At 61.3% G+C, this 20,116-nt stretch carries 19 protein-coding genes; 9 read left to right on the top strand and 10 right to left on the bottom strand.

Annotated features, from left to right (window positions below; genetic code table 11):
- Positions 1-23: 23 nt before the first annotated feature.
- The 5 genes from ruvB to aspS form a co-directional block, all read right to left on the bottom strand.
- On the bottom strand, positions 24-1,076 hold the full coding sequence (gene ruvB, locus PSOLE_RS09775; RefSeq protein ID WP_074860294.1) for a Holliday junction branch migration DNA helicase RuvB: 1,053 nt from the start codon (positions 1,074-1,076) through the stop codon (positions 24-26).
- 100 nt (positions 1,077-1,176) lie between these two features.
- Positions 1,177-1,782, bottom strand: a complete 606-nt coding sequence (gene ruvA / locus PSOLE_RS09770) for a Holliday junction branch migration protein RuvA (protein ID WP_074860296.1) — start codon at positions 1,780-1,782, stop codon at positions 1,177-1,179.
- 21 nt (positions 1,783-1,803) lie between these two features.
- Positions 1,804-2,328 (bottom strand): crossover junction endodeoxyribonuclease RuvC, encoded by a 525-nt coding sequence (ruvC, locus tag PSOLE_RS09765; RefSeq protein ID WP_004423469.1) that lies wholly within the window; start codon positions 2,326-2,328, stop codon positions 1,804-1,806.
- Positions 2,329-2,553: 225 nt separating this feature from the next.
- The gene (locus tag PSOLE_RS09760) at positions 2,554-3,303 is read right to left on the bottom strand and encodes a YebC/PmpR family DNA-binding transcriptional regulator (protein ID WP_074860297.1); all 750 of its coding nucleotides are present in this window, start codon (positions 3,301-3,303) and stop codon (positions 2,554-2,556) included.
- A gap of 104 nt (positions 3,304-3,407) precedes the next feature.
- Complete coding sequence (gene aspS, locus PSOLE_RS09755; protein ID WP_074860299.1) at positions 3,408-5,183, bottom strand: aspartate--tRNA ligase; 1,776 nt, start codon at positions 5,181-5,183, stop codon at positions 3,408-3,410.
- A 198-nt stretch (positions 5,184-5,381) separates the two neighbouring features.
- Here aspS and PSOLE_RS09750 point away from each other — a divergent pair, with 198 nt between their 5' ends.
- The 4 genes from PSOLE_RS09750 (at position 5,382) to PSOLE_RS25125 (ending at position 8,623) form a co-directional block, all read left to right on the top strand.
- Positions 5,382-5,816, top strand: coding sequence for an Hpt domain-containing protein (locus tag PSOLE_RS09750; RefSeq protein WP_074860301.1), 435 nt, complete (start codon positions 5,382-5,384; stop codon positions 5,814-5,816).
- A 165-nt stretch (positions 5,817-5,981) separates the two neighbouring features.
- Positions 5,982-6,452, top strand: coding sequence for a Dps family protein (locus PSOLE_RS09745; RefSeq protein WP_074860303.1), 471 nt, complete (start codon positions 5,982-5,984; stop codon positions 6,450-6,452).
- A 309-nt stretch (positions 6,453-6,761) separates the two neighbouring features.
- Positions 6,762-7,829, top strand: a complete 1,068-nt coding sequence (locus PSOLE_RS09740) for a GGDEF domain-containing protein (RefSeq protein WP_074860305.1) — start codon at positions 6,762-6,764, stop codon at positions 7,827-7,829.
- Positions 7,830-7,999: 170 nt separating this feature from the next.
- Entirely contained in the window at positions 8,000-8,623 is a 624-nt protein-coding gene (locus PSOLE_RS25125; protein ID WP_074860307.1) for a cold-shock protein, read from the top strand.
- A 215-nt stretch (positions 8,624-8,838) separates the two neighbouring features.
- On the opposite strand, the gene PSOLE_RS09730 is transcribed toward PSOLE_RS25125, so the two are convergent.
- Entirely contained in the window at positions 8,839-9,045 is a 207-nt protein-coding gene (locus tag PSOLE_RS09730) for a SlyX family protein (RefSeq protein ID WP_004423461.1), read from the bottom strand.
- A complete protein-coding gene (locus tag PSOLE_RS09725; RefSeq protein WP_074860309.1) occupies positions 9,042-9,473 on the bottom strand; it encodes an HIT family protein in 432 nt (143 codons plus the stop codon). Before PSOLE_RS09725 ends, PSOLE_RS09730 begins: the two co-directional genes overlap by 4 nt.
- A 654-nt stretch (positions 9,474-10,127) precedes the next feature.
- Between PSOLE_RS09725 and PSOLE_RS09720 the strand changes: the two genes are divergently transcribed.
- Positions 10,128-11,423, top strand: coding sequence for an OprD family porin (locus PSOLE_RS09720; protein WP_074860311.1), 1,296 nt, complete (start codon positions 10,128-10,130; stop codon positions 11,421-11,423).
- 73 nt (positions 11,424-11,496) lie between these two features.
- Here the strand turns inward: PSOLE_RS09720 and PSOLE_RS09715 are convergent, their stop codons facing one another.
- Positions 11,497-11,904 carry a PaaI family thioesterase gene (locus PSOLE_RS09715; RefSeq protein ID WP_088339312.1) on the bottom strand — a complete coding sequence of 136 codons (408 nt, stop codon included), beginning with the start codon at positions 11,902-11,904 and terminating at the stop codon, positions 11,497-11,499.
- A gap of 129 nt (positions 11,905-12,033) precedes the next feature.
- Here PSOLE_RS09715 and PSOLE_RS09710 point away from each other — a divergent pair, with 129 nt between their 5' ends.
- A complete protein-coding gene (locus PSOLE_RS09710; RefSeq protein WP_074860313.1) occupies positions 12,034-13,749 on the top strand; it encodes a proline--tRNA ligase in 1,716 nt (571 codons plus the stop codon).
- Between the two features lie 20 nt (positions 13,750-13,769).
- Positions 13,770-14,729 (top strand): hypothetical protein, encoded by a 960-nt coding sequence (locus PSOLE_RS09705; RefSeq protein WP_074860315.1) that lies wholly within the window; start codon positions 13,770-13,772, stop codon positions 14,727-14,729.
- 30 nt (positions 14,730-14,759) lie between these two features.
- Here PSOLE_RS09705 and PSOLE_RS09700 read toward each other — a convergent pair whose 3' ends face one another.
- Positions 14,760-15,440 (bottom strand): class I SAM-dependent methyltransferase, encoded by a 681-nt coding sequence (locus PSOLE_RS09700; protein ID WP_074860324.1) that lies wholly within the window; start codon positions 15,438-15,440, stop codon positions 14,760-14,762.
- Positions 15,441-15,650: 210 nt separating this feature from the next.
- Here PSOLE_RS09700 and PSOLE_RS09695 point away from each other — a divergent pair, with 210 nt between their 5' ends.
- Complete coding sequence (locus PSOLE_RS09695) at positions 15,651-18,716, top strand: transglycosylase domain-containing protein (protein WP_074860317.1); 3,066 nt, start codon at positions 15,651-15,653, stop codon at positions 18,714-18,716.
- Between the two features lie 97 nt (positions 18,717-18,813).
- Positions 18,814-19,698 carry an alpha/beta hydrolase gene (locus tag PSOLE_RS09690; RefSeq protein ID WP_074860319.1) on the top strand — a complete coding sequence of 295 codons (885 nt, stop codon included), beginning with the start codon at positions 18,814-18,816 and terminating at the stop codon, positions 19,696-19,698.
- A 15-nt stretch (positions 19,699-19,713) separates the two neighbouring features.
- On the opposite strand, the gene PSOLE_RS09685 is transcribed toward PSOLE_RS09690, so the two are convergent.
- A complete protein-coding gene (locus PSOLE_RS09685) occupies positions 19,714-19,926 on the bottom strand; it encodes a VF530 family protein (protein ID WP_039964429.1) in 213 nt (70 codons plus the stop codon).
- Positions 19,927-20,116 lie beyond the last annotated feature (190 nt).

Below are 20,116 nucleotides of genomic sequence, written 5' to 3'. Positions count from 1 at the left end.
CCGGCCTGGTAACAATTTTTTCGTCATTCGTCACCTGCACTGAACAGATCGTCGGCGACCTGCTCGCCGGCGCGCCTGGGAATATTCAAGCCGAAGTGCAGATAGGCATGACGCGTGACCACACGCCCGCGCGGGGTGCGCATCATGTAGCCCTGTTGAATCAGATAGGGCTCGAGCACGTCCTCGATGGTGTGGCGCTCCTCGCCGATGGCCGCCGCCAGGCTGTCCAGTCCTACCGGACCGCCATCGAACTTTTCGATCATGGCCAGCAGCAAGCGGCGGTCGGAGTGATCGAAACCGCGTTCGTCGACATCCAGCAGATTCAGTGCCTGATCGGCAATCGATGGGGTGATGTGGCCAGTACCACGTACCTCGGCAAAATCGCGCACCCGGCGCAGCAGGCGATTGGCGATACGCGGCGTGCCGCGCGCGCGACGGGCAATCTCGAAGGCGCCCTTGGCCTCGATGGGCAAGCCGAGAATTCCGGCCGAGCGCGCGACGATGGTGGCCAGGTCATCAACACCATAGAACTCCAGGCGCTGAACGATACCGAAACGGTCACGCAAAGGATTGGTCAGCATGCCGGCACGGGTGGTGGCACCGACCAGGGTGAAGGGCGGCAGGTCGAGCTTGATCGACCGCGCCGCCGGGCCCTCGCCGATCATGATGTCGAGCTGGAAGTCTTCCATGGCCGGATACAGCACTTCCTCAACCACCGGCGACAGGCGATGAATTTCGTCGATAAACAATACATCGCCACTTTCCAGGTTGGTCAGCAGCGCGGCCAGATCACCCGGTCGCTCAAGCACCGGTCCGGAAGTGCTCTTGATCGAACTGCCCATTTCTTCGGCGATGATATTGGCCAGGGTGGTCTTACCCAGGCCCGGCGGGCCGAAGATCAGCGTATGGTCGAGTGCTTCCACCCTACCCCGCGCAGCCTGGATGAACAGCGCCATCTGTTCGCGCACGACGGGCTGACCGATGTAGTCGGCCAGACGCAGCGGACGAATGGCTCTATCCTGCTGCTCTTCGCGCTCGCGGGGGGCGGCGGTAATCAGGCGATCAGCTTCGATCATCGAGGCATTCCACTAAAAGTCCATTGAATTGCACTGCCATGCGGCAAACCATGCAGCATTTCCCAGCAGAAGGCCGGTGGATGAAAAGGCGTCACCCACCCTACGCCATGCCGCGCAGCGCGCGCCGGATCAAATCTTCACTGCTCATACCATCCTCCTTGACGGCGGCAACTGCTCGGCTGGCCTCCTGCGGCTTGTAGCCGAGGGATATCAGGGCACTGACGGCGTCATTCTCCGCGCTTGAGACTGCCTGAGCCAGTTGAGGTTCAACCACCAGAGGCGCGATGGACGGTATCGACTCCCAGGCCTTGAAGCGATCCTTGAGTTCTACCAGCAGTCGCTCGGCGGTTTTCTTGCCGACTCCCGGCACCTTGACCAGCGCTGCGGTGTCCTGTGCCTGCACGCAACGCACCAGTTCATCAACTTCGAGCCCCGACATCAACGCCAGCGCCAGCTTGGGGCCGACGCCATTGAGACGAATCAGTTCACGGAACAGCTCACGCTCACGCTTCTCGAAAAAGCCATAGAGCAGGTGCGCATCCTCACGCACGACCAGATGAGTGTGCAGGGTCAGCGGCTCACCCACTGCAGGCAGACGATAAAGGGTCGTCATCGGCACTTCCAGCTCATAACCGACGCCATTCACATCCAGAAGCAAATGTGGCGGCTGCTTTTCCGCCAGGGTGCCGCGCAAACGTCCGATCACCACTGTATTCCTTTGATCCGATTACAAACGAAGACGGCCGCCACGCCGCTTGGCGCCGGCCAGCCCATGGGGAATGAGACTTTGTCGATGGTGGGCATGGCACAGGGCGATGCCCAGGGCATCGGAGGCGTCGATCTGCGGCTTTTGCACCAGCTTGAGCAGGTGCATGACCATCATCTGCACCTGTTGCTTGTCCGCCGCGCCGGTGCCGACTACCGTCTGCTTGACCTGGGTAGCGGTGTATTCGCTGACTTCCAGCCCCGCCTCCACCGCTGCGACGATGGCCGCACCGCGCGCCTGCCCCAACTTGAGCGCCGAGTCGGCATTACGCGCCATGAACACCTGCTCGATGCCCATGGTCACCGGGCCATGGGTGCGAATCACCTCGCTGACGCCGCGAAAGACGATCTGCAGGCGCTCGGCCAAAGGTCCATTACCCGTGCGAATGCAGCCCGAGGCCACATACTCGCAACCGCGCCCGGTATCGCGAACCACGCCATAGCCGGTAATACGCGAACCGGGATCGATTCCTAGGATGAGGGTCATGTCGGCAACTGTCTATTTATCCAGTTGGCGAGTATACGGGCGTCCTCATGCGCCGTCACTCGTGACGCACCTGAGGAACCAGAGAAAACCGCAGAAGGGGCGCTGGGCAGACGCAGGGGGAGCGTAGGGTGGGCTTCAGCCCACCAGGGCCGCTTACCCATAGCGGACACACACGGACTCCACCCTACTCACCCTACACTCACCCTACACATCCGGGCTACAGCTTCAGCCGAGCTGCTCCATGATCTCTTCAGCGACTTCGGCGTTGTGGTAGACGTTCTGCACGTCATCCAGGTCTTCGAGCATGTCGATCAGCTTGAAGACCTTCTGCGCGGTTTCCAGATCGGCAATCGGCGCATTGATCGAAGGGATCATCGCGATTTCCGCTTCCTCGCCCTTGAATCCGGCCGCACTCAGCGCCTCGTTGACGGCATGAAATTCAGTGAAGCTGGTCCACACCAGGGCCGAGCCATCCTCCCCCATCTCTACATCATCGGCACCGGCTTCCAGGGCGGCTTCCATCAGCGCGTCCTCATCGACACCCGGCGCGAAGCTGATCTGGCCCTTGCGCTCGAACATGTAGGCCACCGAACCGTCAGTGCCCAGGTTGCCACCACACTTGGTGAAGGCATGGCGCACTTCGGCAGCGGTACGGTTACGGTTGTCGGTCATCACTTCGACGATGATCGCCACACCGCTGGGTGCGTAGCCCTCGTAGCTGAACTCGACGACGTTGTCGGCTTCGTTGTTGCCGGCGCCGCGGGCGATGGCGCGGTCGATCACGTCACGCGACATGTTATTGGTCAGCGCCTTGTCCACGGCCAGGCGCAGACGCGGGTTATCCGCCGGAATCGGGCCGCCGTGCTTGGCGGCGACCGTCAGCTCACGAATCAGCTTGGTGAAGATCTTGCCCCGTTTGGCGTCCTGACGCCCCTTGCGGTGCTTGATATTGGCCCATTTGGAATGACCAGCCATAACTCACTCCATCTATAAGGTTTCACGATTACCGGGGCGTAAGAGTTTGAGTCTCTCCACCCCATAACGAAGAAGCCTGGAATCTCCAGGCTTCTTTGACAGGCTTATTCAGCCTTGGGTTGCTCGCGCAGGCGAATGTGCAGCTCGCGCAGCGACTTGTTGTCGACAATACCCGGCGCCTGAGTCATGACGCAGGCCGCACTCTGGGTTTTCGGGAAGGCAATCACTTCGCGGATCGACTGTGCGCCGGTCATCAGCATCACCAGACGATCCAGACCGAAGGCCAAACCACCATGGGGCGGCGCACCGTACTTGAGTGCATCGAGCAGGAAGCCGAACTTCTCCTGCTGCTCCTCTTCGCTGATGCCAAGCACACGGAACACGGTCTGCTGCATGGCCTTGTCGTGGATACGGATCGAACCGCCACCCAGCTCGGTGCCGTTGAGCACCATGTCGTAGGCACGCGACAGCGCGGCAGCCGGATTGGCCTCCAGCTCTTCAGGGCTGCAGCTCGGCGCGGTGAACGGGTGGTGCATGGCGGTCAGGCTACCGTCGTCGTTTTCCTCGAACATCGGGAAGTCGACGACCCACAGCGGCGCCCACTCGCAAGTCAGCAGGTTGAGGTCATGACCCAGCTTGATGCGCAGCGCGCCCAGGGCTTCGCTGACGATCTTGGCCTTGTCGGCACCGAAGAACACGATATCGCCGTCGACAGCGCCAACGCGGTCGAGGATGACGTTGATGTTGTCCAGCGGGATGTTCTTGACGATCGGCGACTGCAGACCGTCAACGCCGGCCGCACGCTCGTTGACCTTGATATAGGCCAGGCCCTTGGCGCCGTAGATGCCGACGAACTTGGTGTAGTCGTCGATCTGCTTGCGCGGCATGCTCGCCCCACCCGGTACGCGCAGCGCGGTCACACGACATTTCGGGTCGTTGGCCGGCCCGGCGAAAACCTTGAATTCGACGTCCTTGAGCTGATCCTCCACATCCACCAGCTCCAGCGGAATGCGCAGGTCCGGCTTGTCCGAGCCAAAGCGGCGCATGGCTTCGGCCAGGGTCATGTGCGGCAGCTCACCGAACTCGACGTCCAGCACTTCCTTGAACAGGTTGCGCACCATGGTCTCGGTGATGCTCATGATGTCTTTTTCATCGAGGAAGCTGGTCTCGATGTCGATCTGGGTAAATTCCGGCTGGCGGTCGGCGCGCAGGTCTTCGTCGCGGAAGCACTTGGCGATCTGATAGTAGCGGTCGAAGCCGGCGACCATCAGCAGTTGCTTGAACAACTGCGGCGACTGCGGCAGGGCGAAGAAGCTGCCAGCGTGGGTGCGGCTCGGCACCAGGTAGTCGCGCGCACCTTCAGGAGTAGCGCGGGTCAGGATCGGCGTTTCGACGTCAAGGAAGCCGTTGTCGTCGAGGTAGCGACGGATGCTCGAAGTGATGCGCGAGCGCAGCTTGAGCTTCTCGGCCATTTCCGGGCGACGCAGGTCGATGAAGCGGTAGCGCAGACGGGTTTCCTCGCCAACGTCACTGTATTCGTTGAGCGGGAACGGTGGGGTTTCCGCCTCGTTCAAAACTTCCAGCTCGTAGCCCAGCACCTCGATGGCGCCGCTGGCCATGTTCGGGTTGACCGCACCGGCTGGACGCAGACGCACCTTGCCGGTGATCTTGACCACATACTCACTGCGCACGCGGTCGGCCTTGGCGAAGGTCTCGGCACGATCAGGATCGAACACCACCTGAGCCAGGCCTTCACGATCACGGATATCGAGGAAGATCACCCCGCCATGGTCACGGCGACGGTGTACCCAGCCGCAAAGGGTGATTTCCTGGCCATCCAGGCTCTCGTTCAACTGGCCGCAATAGTGGCTGCGCATCATGATCGTGTTTCGCTTCTCTAAGGTCTTGGATAGGTCAGGCAGCCCCCAGCGCCCTGGGCAGGAGCCACACCGCAGCAAACGTCCAACTGTACGTCGCACGCCGATAAAGAGCGGGATTATATAGCGTAAATCGCCATGACGCAGCCGCCCGGCAGATGGCTTCTATAATCGATGAAGCCTCCCGCCAGGAGAACGACCATGCGCAGCAACCTGCCCAGCGACCTGCTGGAAGACTTTCGCCTCGAAGCCGCCGAGCAGCTACCACGCTGCGAACCACTGCTGATCGAGTTTGAACGAGCGCCCAAAAGCGCGGAAAGACTGCGCGAGCTGTTTCGCCTGATCCATACGCTCAAAGGCAACTTGGGTTACGTCGAGCTCAACACACAGATGCCGCCACCACAAGCCATCGAGGACGTACTCGACGCCCTGCGTTGCGGCGCCATGACCTTCGACAGCCTGCTGGGCGATATCCTGCTGCTTAGCCTCGACCGGTTACGCACCTTGCTGGATCAGGCCCTGGAAGGTAGCGATCATAAGCCTGACAGCGGACAGATCCGGCAACTGTGCAGCGCCCACTGGGTAGAGGTGTTCAACCGAACCTTGCAACAGCAGCCAACCCTGGCTCATCGCTGAGCGCTGCTTCGACGAGCGGATGCGACCCATTGAAAATGAACCGTTCGTTATCGACAACATCCAAACATCGTATTCATTGATATAAGCCAGGTTCATCCTGGCAGCCCGCGTGTTAGCCTTCACTCATCATGCGGGCCACGCCCAGACCAACTGAAAGGAGAAATCATGGAAATCAATATCGGAATCGCCGAACAGGATCGCGCCGCCATTGCCGAAGGCCTTTCGCGCCTGCTTGCCGACACCTACACGCTGTATCTGAAGACCCACAACTTCCACTGGAACGTCACCGGCCCGATGTTCAACACCCTGCACCTGATGTTCGAAGGGCAGTACACCGAACTGGCCCTGGCCGTCGACGCCATTGCCGAACGTATTCGTGCTCTGGGCTTCCCGGCACCGGGCACCTACGCCGCGTACGCTCGCCTGTCGTCGATCAAGGAAGAAGAAGGCGTGCCCACGGCAGAAGACATGATCAAACAGCTGGTTCAGGGCCAGGAAGCCGTGGTGCGCACTGCTCGCGATATCTTCCCGCTGCTCGACAAGGTCAGTGACGAACCGACGGCTGATCTGCTGACCCAACGCATGCAGGTACACGAGAAAACCGCCTGGATGCTGCGCAGCCTGCTCGCAGCCTGACCCCAAGGCCCGGTTATCCGGGAATGCTGTTCACTTAAGGTTGCACACGTTTGGCTCCCCTCTCCCATTTATTGGGGGCACGCCTAGTGGAGAGGGGCTGGGGGAGAGGGCTGAAAACACCGCAAACCTGCCAGTTTTCCCCTCTCCGAACGCGGCCCGCCCTAACCCTCTCCCCAAAGGGGAGAGGGGACTCATCGCGTCCGACCATTTCTTATGTGAACAGCATTACGCTCATCCGGGCCTTTTCATTAGGCACATAGTTATCCCCTGATCTATGCTCTGGCCATTAGCCAGCGAGTTCCTGCCGCAATGAGTCAAGCAAACAAACCGCCCAGCATCATCACCCTCTACCCGGAAGAAACCCGCGAGGCGGCGGAACTACTGAAACAAGCGGTGCCGCTGATGATGCGCCACGCCATACCGCCCAACCCGGTGCACTATGCACTCTGGTACACCTACAGCAGAGGCAGCGAACCCGAACTCAACCGACGCCTGGACAAGGTGGTCGAGGACTTCGACGTATTCCCCCCGGAAACCGCCAGCCGCCTGTTTCGCGACTACATCATCCGCGGCGAACTGGAAGAAGCACGCGCCGGCCAGCAACAAGTCATCGAGCTGGTCGACGATATCGAAGGCGACGTCTCCAGCAGCGTGATCGGTAGCCAGCACTACCAGCAGAGCCTGAGCCAGGGTCTCAGCGCCCTGCAGGAGCCGATCATCGACGATCTGCCGGGCGTGCTCAGCGAGCTGCAGGAAAGCACGCAACTGATGCACGACCAGCAGGAAAAATTCCTCTATCGCCTGCGCGCCGCACAGCAGGAAATAACCCATCTGCGTAGCCAACTGGAGCGCGCGCACCTCGCGGCAACGCTCGACAGCCTGACCCGCGTATTCAACCGCCATGCGTTTACCCGTTTGCTGGAACGCGCCCTGAACGAGTCGTACCAGGGCCTGGCACTGGTAATTCTGGATATCGACCACTTCAAACAGTTCAACGACCAGTACGGACATCCTCTTGGTGACCGCGTGCTGCAACACGTCGGCCAGCTTCTGCGCGACCTATTGCCACCGGAGGCCTTCGCGGCGCGCTACGGCGGCGAAGAGTTCTGCGTGGTACTACGCAACTGCGCCAACCTCAACGAAGTCCTCGATTTCGCCGAACAACTGCGCCACAAGATCCAATCACTGAGGATCAAGGTAAGGCGCACAGACCAGTTTCTGGACAGCATAACTGCGTCCTTCGGCTGCGCCATGGCCGCCGAAGGCGACACATTCGAATCGCTGCTCACCCGCGCCGATGACGCCCTCTATCAAGCCAAACGCGCCGGACGCAACCAGGTCCACCCCACTACCAGCGAAACGATGCTAAGCGCTTGATTTGAGAAGCCCTCGGCTTTGCTGTTAAATAGCCTCGCGCGCCGCGTTACCATCCTGCGGCGCCACCAACCTTGATTACAGGCGCGCCACGGCCGTTCAACTGGCCGTTAGCAACGTGCGCTCTCTCCGCAGCACCGTGAGTCATCATTCGATCAGTGAGTTCATCAAAGATGTTGAAGATTGCCCATCTCGTGACAGGGTTCGCCGCCCTACTGCTGTCTGCCGTACCCGGTTTGTCCACTTCCTTTCTTACCACGCCGGATGCCATCTATCTGGCCCTGATCGGCCTGTTCAACCTGCTTGCCGCATCGCAGCAACAGACGCTCCCCACCGCGCGCCAACAACTACTGGGGCTGTCCTCGGCTCTATTGATATTGGCTGCCGTGGTACAGAGCTTGATCCTGCTTGCCCCGCTGCCCAGCATCGGCAGCCAGCCCGCCATCTGGCTGCCGCTGCTGACCCTGGTTATCGCCGTGGCGCTGAGCCTTGCAGCACAACTGAGCAGGCAGCCGCGTAGCGCAGAGCAACGCCCGGCCGCACCACAAGCTAGCGCCAGCACCAGCGTTACCCAGGATAATCGCGAGACCGGTACGGTCAAGTGGTTCAATACCTCCAAGGGCTTCGGCTTCATTTCCCGCGACTCGGGTGACGATATCTTCGTTCACTTTCGCGCCATTCGTGGCGAGGGCCACCGAGTCTTGGTCGAAGGCCAACGCGTGGAGTTCTCGGTCATGCAGCGCGATAAAGGTCTGCAGGCTGAAGACGTGATCGCAGCAGCCCCTTCGCGGCGCTGAGCGGTACGCAAAGAAAAGCCCGGGAAACCGCAAGGTGTTGGTTTAATCTGTTGATGCAGATTGCTAACGCCATGATCTGAAAGCCAAAAAACAGAAATCCCCAGCAGAAAATACCTCCGCTGGGGATTTTTGCTTCTAGAGCCCGTAACAGCTGGCCATCGGGGAGTCTTTCAACAGATTTCCCCAGCGGCCGGGGGAAACCGGGTTTTTTCATATCAGTAATGAGGTGGCGGCGCTTCGTCTTCGGCAATACCCGCCTGACCGCTCAACTCCTCCTGGCGCCGCGCCAGAACCGTCAATTGCAACTGCATCCGCTCGATACGCCTGTTCTGTTCGACCAGCTCATCGCTGAGCGCCTGAATGGTGTCATCCTGAAATGCCAGGCGGCTTTCCAGCTCCATGATCCGCGACTCAAGGCTCATGCAGGCTCTCCGGCAAACTGAAAATCCCTGGTCAGCACCAGCCGCAACCTGGCGATGATCTGCTCGACCTGACTCGCCTCGTAAGGCTGCGCCGGATGCCGCCCCCAGACCGGCGCGGGCCAGGCAATGTCATCGCGCCGACGCACGATCACATGCATATGCAGCTGACTCACCACATTGCCAAGCGTGGCGACATTCATCTTGTCGGCGGCAAAAGTATCCTTGAGGGTTTCGGCCAGCAGCGTGGTTTCCTGCCACAGCTGACGCTGATCAGCCGCATCGAGCTGGAACAGCTCGCTCACTTCCTCACGACGCGGAACGAGGATAAACCAGGGGTAGTGGGCATCGTTCATCAACAGCAGACGACTCAATGCAAAGTCCCCGACCAACAGGCAATCCTGCTGAAGACGTGAATCCAGAGCGAACATGGCGATTCTTCTCCTTTGAACAGATCACTCAAGCGTAGTGCCTGAGCCACGCGATGGCGCGCAGCATACGCGGGCCCATCGGACAATTCATCCGCAGCCCCTGCACCAGCGCCAGGCACTCAATACTAAGACGCACCACAGCCGTGCAACATGATGTTTCTTCTCGTAATGCATGCCCCCAGGCGTTACCCCATGCGAGCCCTGGCCAGGCCCGAAACAGGCCCCTGACTGCGAACTGCCGACAGCACACCCAGTCGCGACAAACCCGCGCCACCCTTGAGTCCGCTGACCTGACATAAGGCCCCGCACAGCGTAAAAACAAGGTTTTACAGAGCACATCCGGTTTTGAGCACGACTCTTGCTAATGTCCAGCACAATGCCCGGCAAGCCGTGCAGTCGATCAATAACAGCGGTACCCGGCACAGCAGAACCGCGAAAACGTTGGCCAGCCGTAGCACGCGCTGCAGAGCTACACATTTGCGACATTCCCTCAACTCCATGCGACACGGAGCCGCAGAAGTCGCAACGAATAGACTGTAACTATCGCCAACCTTGGCAGCGTGCTATAAGTTATCGCCGACACAAAAAGAAAGAGCCGCCCATATAACAAAACAGTGGGCTGCGCAACTCTTCTAAACCCAAGGAGCAATCACGATGCAAGTGATGAAGTGGAGCGTAATCGCCCTGGCAGTAGCCGCGGGCACCAGCCAAATGGCAGTGGCTTCCAGCCAGTCCGAGTCCAACGGCTTTATCGAAGACAGCAGTTTCAACATCTTCAATCGCGTTCTGTACATGAACCGCGATTTCCGTAACGGTCCGAACGGCGCAAGCACCTCCGCCAACCCGGCTGGCTACAGTGAAGAAACCGGCCTGGGCATCCGCCTGCTGTACGAGTCCGGCTTCACCCAAGGCACCGTAGGCGTCGGCGTGGACGCTCACTCGCTGAGCAGCATCAAGATCGACAGCGGTCGTGGTCGCTACGGCACTGGCCAGTTCGCTCAGACTGACGACGGTCGTGGCGATGACACCCAGAGCGAAGTTGGCGGCGCCATCAAGTTCCGTATCTCGGACACCGTACTCAAGTACGGTAACCAGTTCGTTGCCAGCCCCGTATTCTCCACCGACGACAGTCGCATCCTGCCGGAAGTCGCTACCGGTACTTATCTGGTCAGCAATGAAATCGATGGTCTGGAGCTGAGCGCTGGTCGCTTCACTGCGCTGAATGATCAAGTTCAGACCTATCGCGACAGCCTCGGCCTGAAAGAAATCAACATTGTAGGCGCCAACTACAGCTTCACTGATAACTTCAGTGGTGGTCTGCACGCGTCCGATGCTGACGACCTGTACCGTAAGTACTACGGCAACCTGAACTACAACATGCCGTTCAGCGATGAGCAGGCTCTGAACCTCGATTTCAACATCTACAAAACTAAGTACGACAAGGGTTATGTAGAGAGCTACACCACTGAAACCGATGATGACGGTAACGTGACCACCCAAGGTGTCCGTGAAAGCCGCGACAACACCATCTGGAGCCTGGCGGCTGCCTACTCGTTGGGCGCCCATACCTTCACCCTGGCTCACCAGCGCGCTACTGGCGACGAGGGTTATCGCTATGGTGAAGACGGTGGTGGCACCATCTGGCTGGCCAACTCGGTTCAGTACTCCGACTTCAACCAGGAAGACGAGAAGTCCTGGCAAGCTCGCTACGACATCAACATGGCGTCCTACGGCGTTCCGGGCCTGAGCTTCATGACCCGTTACATCCGTGGTACTGCTGCTGATAGCTACACCGAGCGCGAACTGAACATCGAAGCCAAGTACGTGATCCAGGAAGGTGCGGCCAAGGATCTGTCCTTCCGTATTCGTAACGCCTTCTACCGCGATAACGCTCAGGGTGACGTGAACGACTTCCGCCTGATCGTCGAATACCCGCTGAGCATTCTGTAACTTCAGCGCTACTCGATAGTGGTATAAAAGAAACCCGGCCTTGGCCGGGTTTCTTTATTTAGCCCCCAGTGATTTAAATCGGCAACGCGTATGTCCCCGTTACATGCGCAACCAGTTCCTCCTCGTTACCCGCCGAATATAACGAGACTTCGCAAACTGCCTGACGTCGGCTCAAGCGCAAGATGCGCGCCTCGGCCAACAAGTCCACCGGCTTGGGTTTGACCAGAAAGTTGATATTGAGATTGGACGTCACTGCCATTTCCACCCGCCCCAGACGCCCCAGCACCACGGCATACATCGCCGCATCCGCCAGCGCCATGATGGTCGGGCCGGAAAGCGTGCCACCCGGACGCACCAATTTGGCGTGAAAAGGCACACGAGCCAGCACCCCATCCTCGTCCAGGCGATCGATCCGCAGATCGAGATCCTCGGCCATCGGCAGCCCTGCGCGAATCAGGTTCTGAACCTCAAGGGCAGTCAATCCCACTCTTCAATCCTCCCGGCACGCGCAGTAGCACTTTCGCGCCTGCACCCGTCCTGTACGCCACTGTATAGGCACCGTACAATGCCAGCCTATTACATGCCCTAGCAACCGACAGAACGGCCAAACATGCGTACCAGTCAGTTCCTGCTCTCGACCCTGAAAGAAACCCCTTCCGATGCCGTGGTGATCAGCCACCAGCTGATGCTGCGTGCCGGCATGATCCGCAAGCTGGCCTCCGGCCTGTACACCTGGCTGCCGATGGGCCTGCGCGTACTGCGCAAGGTCGAGAACGTGGTGCGCGAGGAGATGAACGCCGCCGGCGCCCTGGAGGTGCTGATGCCCGCCATTCAGCCGGCCGAGCTGTGGCAGGAATCCGGGCGCTGGGTGCAGTACGGCCCCGAGTTGCTGCGCGTCAAGGATCGCCATGATCGTGAATTCTGCGTTGGCCCGACCCACGAAGAAGTGATCACCGATCTGGCCCGCAACGAGCTGAACAGCTACAAGCAGTTGCCGATCAACCTGTATCAGATCCAGACCAAGTTCCGTGACGAGATCCGTCCGCGCTTCGGTCTGATGCGCGGCCGTGAGTTCATCATGAAGGACGCCTACTCCTTCCATGCTGATCAGGCTTCCCTGCAGGAAACCTACGACCGCATGCACCAGGCCTACTGCAATGTATTCAGCCGCCTGGGCCTGAACTTCCGCCCGGTACAGGCCGATACCGGCTCCATCGGCGGCACCGGCTCGCACGAATTCCACGTACTGGCCGACTCCGGCGAAGACGATATCGCCTTCAGCAACGTATCCGACTACGCCGCCAACATCGAGAAGGCCGAAGCCATCCCGCGTGAGAAAACGCGCGGTGCTGCGACCGAAGCGATGCGCCTGGTCGATACCCCCGATACCAAGACCATCGATGCACTGGTTCAAGGTTTTGGCTTGGCCATCGAGAAGACCATCAAGACCCTGGTGGTGCACGCCGCCGAGGAAGGCAAGCTGATCGCCCTGATCGTGCGTGGCGACCACGAACTGAACGAGATCAAGGCCGCCAACCTGGAACAGGTGGCCAGCCCGCTACAGATGGCCAGCGAAGCCGAGATTCGCGCAGCCATCGGCGCAGGCCCTGGCTCGCTCGGCCCGGTTAACCTGCCGATCCCCTGCATCATCGACCGCAGCGTAGCGCTGATGAGCGATTTCGCCGCCGGTGCCAACATCGAAGACAAGCACTACTTCGGCGTCAACTGGGAACGCGACCTGCCGCTGCCTGAGGTTGCCGACCTGCGCAACGTCGTTGCCGGCGACCCCAGCCCGGACGGCCAGGGCACCCTGGAAATCAAGCGCGGCATCGAAGTCGGCCACATCTTCCAGCTCGGCACCAAGTACAGCGAGGCGATGAACTGCCAGGTGCTCGGCGAGAACGGCAAGCCGGTCACCCTGACCATGGGCTGCTACGGCATTGGCGTATCGCGCGTGGTGGCGGCCGCCATCGAGCAGAACTTCGACGAGCGCGGCATTCGCTGGAACGATGCCCTGGCGCCCTTCCAGATCGCCCTGGTGCCGCTGCGCTACGAAACCGACCAGGTGCGCGAAGCCACCGACAAGCTGTATGCCGAGCTGACTGCCGCCGGCTATGAAGTGCTGCTGGATGACCGCGACAAGAAAACCAGCCCCGGCATCAAGTTCGCCGACATGGAGCTAATCGGCATTCCGCACCGCGTCGTGGTCAGCGACCGTGGCCTGGCCGAGGGCAACCTCGAGTACAAGAGCCGCGCCGAAACCGACCCGCAAGCCGTGCCGCTGGCCGAGATCCTGCCTTTCCTGCAAGCCCGTATCAGCCGCTGATCACGCCCTACCGAGACATCATGCACACGAGCAACAACCTTCGCCTCATCGGTGCCGCCCTGTGCGGCGCCCTCTTGATCAGCGGCTGCGCCAACCAGTTGCCGCAACGCAGCGAGCATGAGGAGCGCGTCGAACGCAAACTGCTGGATCACCAGTTGCAGATCGATGCCGGCGAGCCCAAGGTGCTGGAGCTACCGCAACGCCGCGTGCGCGTGCATGACCAGAAAAGCTACGAGGTCACGGCTTTCGAAGTGACCCGCCGCTACGACCGCTACACACCCTACCAGCCCTGGCGCGAAATCTATGAAGTACCGATGGGCGCGGTAGCGGTGGTTGCGGGCGTGGGCGCCAACATACTCAACGTCGTGCTGCTCGGCAGTCTGCCGGAAACCGCTACCCGTGGCTGGATCAGTTACGGCATGGCCGGCCTGAACCCCTTCATGAACGTCGAGTCGAACGGCCGCGCCGAGCAGAACCTGGCAAGCATCAACGAGGTGCAGCGCGACCGTCGCATGGAGTACACCAACCTGCCCTGGTCCGAGCGCCCGGTGCAGGTCAAGGCTGGCGACCAGCAATTCGAACTGCTCACCGACAGCAGCGGTGTGCTGCGCCTCAACCTGCTCGACAGCCCGTTCAGCGAACAGGACATCGCGCGCCTGAACATGCTGCAACTGAGCGTCGAAGATCGCCTGGGCGACGATGTCGCGCGGGCGGAAACGACCCTTATGGTCAGCCATACCCTGCGCGGCAAGCTGCGGGAAGCGCATGACCTGATCTTCGATGACCTCGAAGATGGCGATGTTGACCAGTGGGTACACCGGGTCAAACGCCTTTCCGATCTGGGTCTGGAAGAGGAAGCCAGCGAGCTGGAGCAGAGCCTGATCGAGCTGACCCGCAACGATCCTGAACTGCAGGAGGCGTTCCTCAAGGCCTTGCTTCAGGACGCCGGGCGCCTGGCGGCGGATCCGGCAGCCAACTGATGATCAACAGATCGCCTGCCGGCCTTCAGCTCACAGTGGCTTGAGCAATAACAGCAGGGACACCGGCTGAACGCTCTCGGGATGCAGCGGCTCCTGCAGCCACTCCAGGCGCCAGCCGGTTTCGCCGATGAGCGTCAACCAGGATTGCAGCGTACGGAAGAACCAGGGCATCGGTGCCTGGAAACCCTCGCCGAAACCGGCAAAATCCTCGACCCTCCAGCCATCCTGATAAGGCTCACCATGGCTGGCACGCCACGGATGCAGGGTCTGGATCAGCAGACTGCCGCCTGGGGCAAGCAGGCCGTGCAGGCTGCGCAGAACAGGCTGCAGTGGTTCTTCGAGCAGGGCGAAATTGCACACCAGTACCTCGAAACGCCCGAGCTGATCGGCATGCGCGTCCAGCTCGGCATAGCCACAGACCCGATACTGACTGCGCCCATCACACGCCGCGCGCGCCGCGTCGATCAGCGGTGCAGAGGCATCGACCCCGACCGCTTCGATGCCATGCTCAGCCAGACCACGGCACAACCAGCCCGCACCACAGCCGATATCCAGCACACGCCTGGGTTGTAATGCCAGCACGGCCTGAATGATGGCGGCATCGGTAACCAGCCGCCGGCTCTCGATGCGTTGCTCACGCACCGCAGCCGCCCAGGCATCGGCATTGGCCTGCCAGCTTTGCTGAAGTTGTTCCCGGTGGTCGCGTTGCATGGTGCAGCCCTGCATCGATGCGCTCTGGCGAGTCTAGCAGGCCTGCCCGCTGCGGCGTACCACTCGGGCAATCGATAAAACCGCCGGCCAGACAGCCCGCCAGCGTCTAAGCTGTCATCAGGACAGAAGAAAGGACGCAGCCCTGGCGAGCTGAGGTCAGCAGCCGGCCAGGCGCCTCGCAACAATGCTGACAGGCCACGCCGGTGATCTATGGGTGCAGCATGGCAAGGCAAACCACGGCAGCATGACCTGATTGCGAAAACGGGGCGTTACTGGCGCCTGACGTTCTACCTTGTGCTGGCGGTTCTGGTACTGGCCACTACTGCCCTGCTGGTATTCGAATCACGCAGCGCCCATCTGCAGTCACGCGAGCTGAGCCGTTATGCCGCAAGCCTTACCTACCAGGTCGAGCCTGGCCCCAGCGAACGGATCCTGTACCCAAGCGACGGCCCCTTCGACAAACGCCAGGGTTATGCCTATCTGCCGCTGATGCTGGAACGCCTGCACCAACGCGATTATCAGATCACCGAACAGGCGCGCTTCTCCGACGCCCTGCTGGCCTACAGCCGTCGAGGGCTGTTCCCGCCCTTTACCGAGAAAAGCCAGAGCGGCCTGAGCATCAGCGACTGCCGGGGTACGCCCTTCTACGAGTTTCGTTACCCGCAGCAGGGCTACGCCGACTTCGCCAGTATCGCGCCGCTGGTGGTCGATAGCCTGCTGTTCATCGAGAACCGACACCTGCTCGACGCGTCGCAACCGCTGGCCAATCCGGCGGTAGACTGGCCACGCTTCGCCATGGCCGCGCTGTCGCAGATCGGCAAGCTGCTCGATGTGCAGGATCAGTCCGCCGGTGGCAGCACCCTGGCCACTCAGCTGGAGAAATACCGGCACTCTCCCGATGGCCTGACGCTGTCGGCGAAAGAAAAGCTGCGGCAGATGATCTCCGCCAGCGTGCGTGCCTACCAGCAGGGGCCGCAGACCCTCGAAGCACGCCAGACCATCGTGCGCGACTACCTCAACAGCGTACCGCTGTCAGCCGCCCCAGGGCATGGCGAGGTCCATGGCCTGGCTGACGGCCTGCGCATCTGGTACGGCGCGGATTTCGAGCGCAGCAATGCGCTACTCGACCCAGCCCGTGCACCCGACGCCAGTATGGCTGAGCGTGGCCTGGCTCTGCGCCAGATGCTGTCACTGATGATCGCCCAACGCCGTCCCTCCTACTATCTGGCACAAGGGCGCAAGGAGATGGAAGCACTGACGGAGAGTCATATCCGCCTGCTGGCGGCAGGCGGGTTGATCGACGCAGAGCTGCGTGACGCGGCGCTGACGCAGAAGCTGCAATACCGCGACTGGCAGCAGGAGCCCAATCTGCGCGCCGTGGAAAGCGACAAGGGCATCAGCGTGGCGCGCTCACGCCTGTCCAATCTGCTGGGGATGCCACTGTACGACCTCGATCGTCTCGATCTGGCTGCACGCAGCACACTGCAGCGCGATCTGCAGCAACAGGCCAGCGCCTACCTGCAGAACCTGGCTGACCCGGCATTCGCCGGACAGATCGGCCTGTTCGGTGAGCGCCTGCTGTCAGCGGAGAAAACCGCCGAGGTGCGCTACAGCTTCACCCTGTTCGAACGCACGCCGGACGGCAGCCGGGTTCGGGTACAGACCGACAGCACCGACCAGCCCTTCGATATCAACGAAGGCAGCAAGCTGGAGCTGGGCTCGACGGCCAAACTGCGGGTGCTGGCCACCTACCTGGAGATCATCGCCGAGCTGCATCAGCGCCACGCCAACAAGAACCCGGCCGAGCTGCGTAACGTCGATATCGCCGAGCAGGACTACCTGAGCCGCTGGGCAGTCGCCTATCTGCTGGCCAACCCCGGCGCCGATCTGGCCAGCATGTTGGAAGCTGCGCTGGAACGACGCTATTCGGCCAGCCCGCATGAACGCTTCTTCACCGGCGGCGGGCTACACACCTTCGGTAACTTCCGCCGCGAGGACAACGACCGCAACCCCACCCTGCGCGAGTCGCTGCGCGAGTCGATCAACCTGCCGTTCGTGCGCTTGATGCGCGATCTGGTGCGCTACAGCACCTATCAGAACAGCGCCGAGCTGCTCAAGGACGACAAGGACCCACGCCGCCAGGAGTATCTGCAACGCTTCGCTGACCAGGAGGGGCGTACCTTCCTGCTGCGCTTCTGGCGCAAGTACCAGGGCCAGCCGCAGCAGCAACGCCTGGAGACCTTCATCAGTGGCTTGCGCCAGACCTCTGTGCGCCTGGGCGCCGTGCACCGTTACCTGCTGCCGCAGGCCGATGAAGAAACCTTTGCCGCTTTTCTGCGGGCGCAACTGCCACAGGAAAAGCTCACCGACCAACGTATCGCCCGCCTGTACAAGGAGTACGGCCCTGGTGCCTACAGTCTGCCGGATCAGGGCTATATCGCCCGTGTACATCCGCTGGAGCTGTGGCTACTGGGTTACCTGATCGACAACCCGCAGGCGAGTTTCAGCGACGCCGTGGCAGCCAGCATCGACGAGCGCCAGGAGGTCTACGGCTGGCTGCTGCGCACCCGGCACAAGAGTGCCCGCGACAGCCGTATCCGCATCATGCTAGAGGTGGAGGCCTTCTCCGATATTCACCGACGCTGGAAGAACCTCGGCTATCCCTTCCAGCACCTGGTGCCCTCTCTGGCCACTGCCCTGGGCAGTTCCGGTGACCGGCCGGCAGCGCTGGCCGAGCTGATGGGCATCATCCAGAACGACGGCATTCGCCAGCCGGTACTGCGCATCGACGAACTGCACTTTGCCGCCGACACCCCCTACGAGACGCGGGTCGAACGTAACACCCACGGGGCCAAACGAGTGATGCCCTCGGAAGTTGCGGCCGCGCTGCGCAATGCACTTTCCCAGGTGGTCGAAGGCGGTACCGCAAGGCGCTTGCAGGGCACCTTCCACTTGCAGGACGGGCGTGATCTGACCCTGGGCGGCAAGACCGGTACCGGTGACAACCGCATCGAAAGCGTCGGAGCCGGCGGACGGGTGATCAGTTCACGGGCAATGAACCGCACGGCCACCTTCGTGTTCTTCCTCGGCCCGCGTCACTACGGCACCCTGACCGCATTCGTACCGGGACGCGAGGCGGAACGCTTCACCTTCACCTCGGCCCTGCCGGTACAGGTGCTCAAGGGCATGGCGCCGATCCTCGCGCCTTATCTCGAACCCGGCAGTTCCACCCTGTGTGATACGCCGATGAGCGCAGCGCAGATCAGCCGGCGGTAATACCTGGTAACCACAGCGCTCAGTCCCTGGCGAAACCCGGCATCGGATGTGCAGTCCATGATGGCTGCATTATCCATTGCCGTTCATGAGTATGCCGATGCCCTCACCTTGGTTAGCTCTGCTGCGCCGCCGTCGCCTGAGCCTGATCGTTCTGGCCAGCCTGCTGGTCCTCCTGCCCATCGGCTGCGCCAAACTGGAGCAGACCGAGCGCGAACTGGTGTTTCGTATCGAGCCCGGCACCGCGCGCTGGTTCAGCGGCCTGCCCGCTGGCGTCGAGGACGTGCAGCTGCAATCGCCAGCGCTCGCAGCCGATGAAAGCCTGCACGCCTGGTGGTGGCCCGCGCCGCGCAAGGATGCCCCGGCGCTGCTCTACCTGCATGGTTCGCGCTGGAACCTGACCGGCCAGTTGTTTCGCATCGAGCAGTTGCACGCCATGGGCTTCTCGGTGCTGGCGGTGGACTACCGGGGCTTCGGCCAGAGCCGTGGCCCGCTACCCTCCGAGCGCAGCGTCTATCAGGATGCGCTGATCGCCTGGGAGCACCTGGCGCGCCTGCAGCCAGAGGCGAGCAAGCGGTTCATCTACGGCCATTCCCTCGGCGGCGCGGTGGCCGTCAACCTGGCCCATGAACTGGCCGATGACAAGCAGTCGCCGCAAGCGGCGGGGTTGATCGTCGAATCCAGCTTCACCAACCTGGGCGATGTGGCCACCGCAGTGAGCAATACCTCGCTACCGGTGCGCTGGCTGCTGTCGCAGGAGTTCGACTCGCTGAGCAAGATCGGCGCGGTCGGCGTCCCCGTGCTGATCGCCCACGGGCGTGATGACCGCTACGTGCCCGCCCGTTTCAGCGAAGCCCTGTTCGATGCGGCCCGTGAGCCCAAGCAATTGCTGCTGATCGACGGCGCCAACCACAACAACAGCCTGCGCATGGCCGCTAACAGCTACCGGCAGGCCTTGCAGACGCTGGGGCTCGAACTCAACTGATGAAGCTGAACGCCCTCAGGGCCTGAACTGCTGCAGGTAAAGTTGCTCGACCTTGGCCCGCGCCCAGGGTGTCTTGCGCAGAAAGGTCAGGCTCGACTTGATGCTCGGCTCATGCTTGAAACAGCGCACATCGACCTCACGTGCCAGCCCTTCCCAACCGATGCGCTCGACCAGAGCCGCGAGTATCGCCTGCAAGGTCAGGCCGTGAAGCGGGTCATTGCTGCTCATACCGACATCCATCGAATTAAAGTGCGCCTATCTTAGTGCCATAATCGGGTAGGAGGCGGGGTCACCCCCGCCGTCCTCCCACACCACCGTACGTACGGTTCCGTATACGGCGGTTCCTGCCTACTGACAAACAGCATCAGCGAGCTTGGTTCCGTTGATGTGTCGCCTGCGGTAGCTAAGCGCCCAGACC

It is taken from the genome of Pseudomonas oleovorans subsp. oleovorans (assembly GCF_002197815.1).
In the GTDB taxonomy this organism is placed as follows: Bacteria; Pseudomonadota; Gammaproteobacteria; order Pseudomonadales; family Pseudomonadaceae; genus Aquipseudomonas; species Aquipseudomonas oleovorans.
This window is presented reverse-complemented; position numbering and strand designations above follow the sequence as displayed.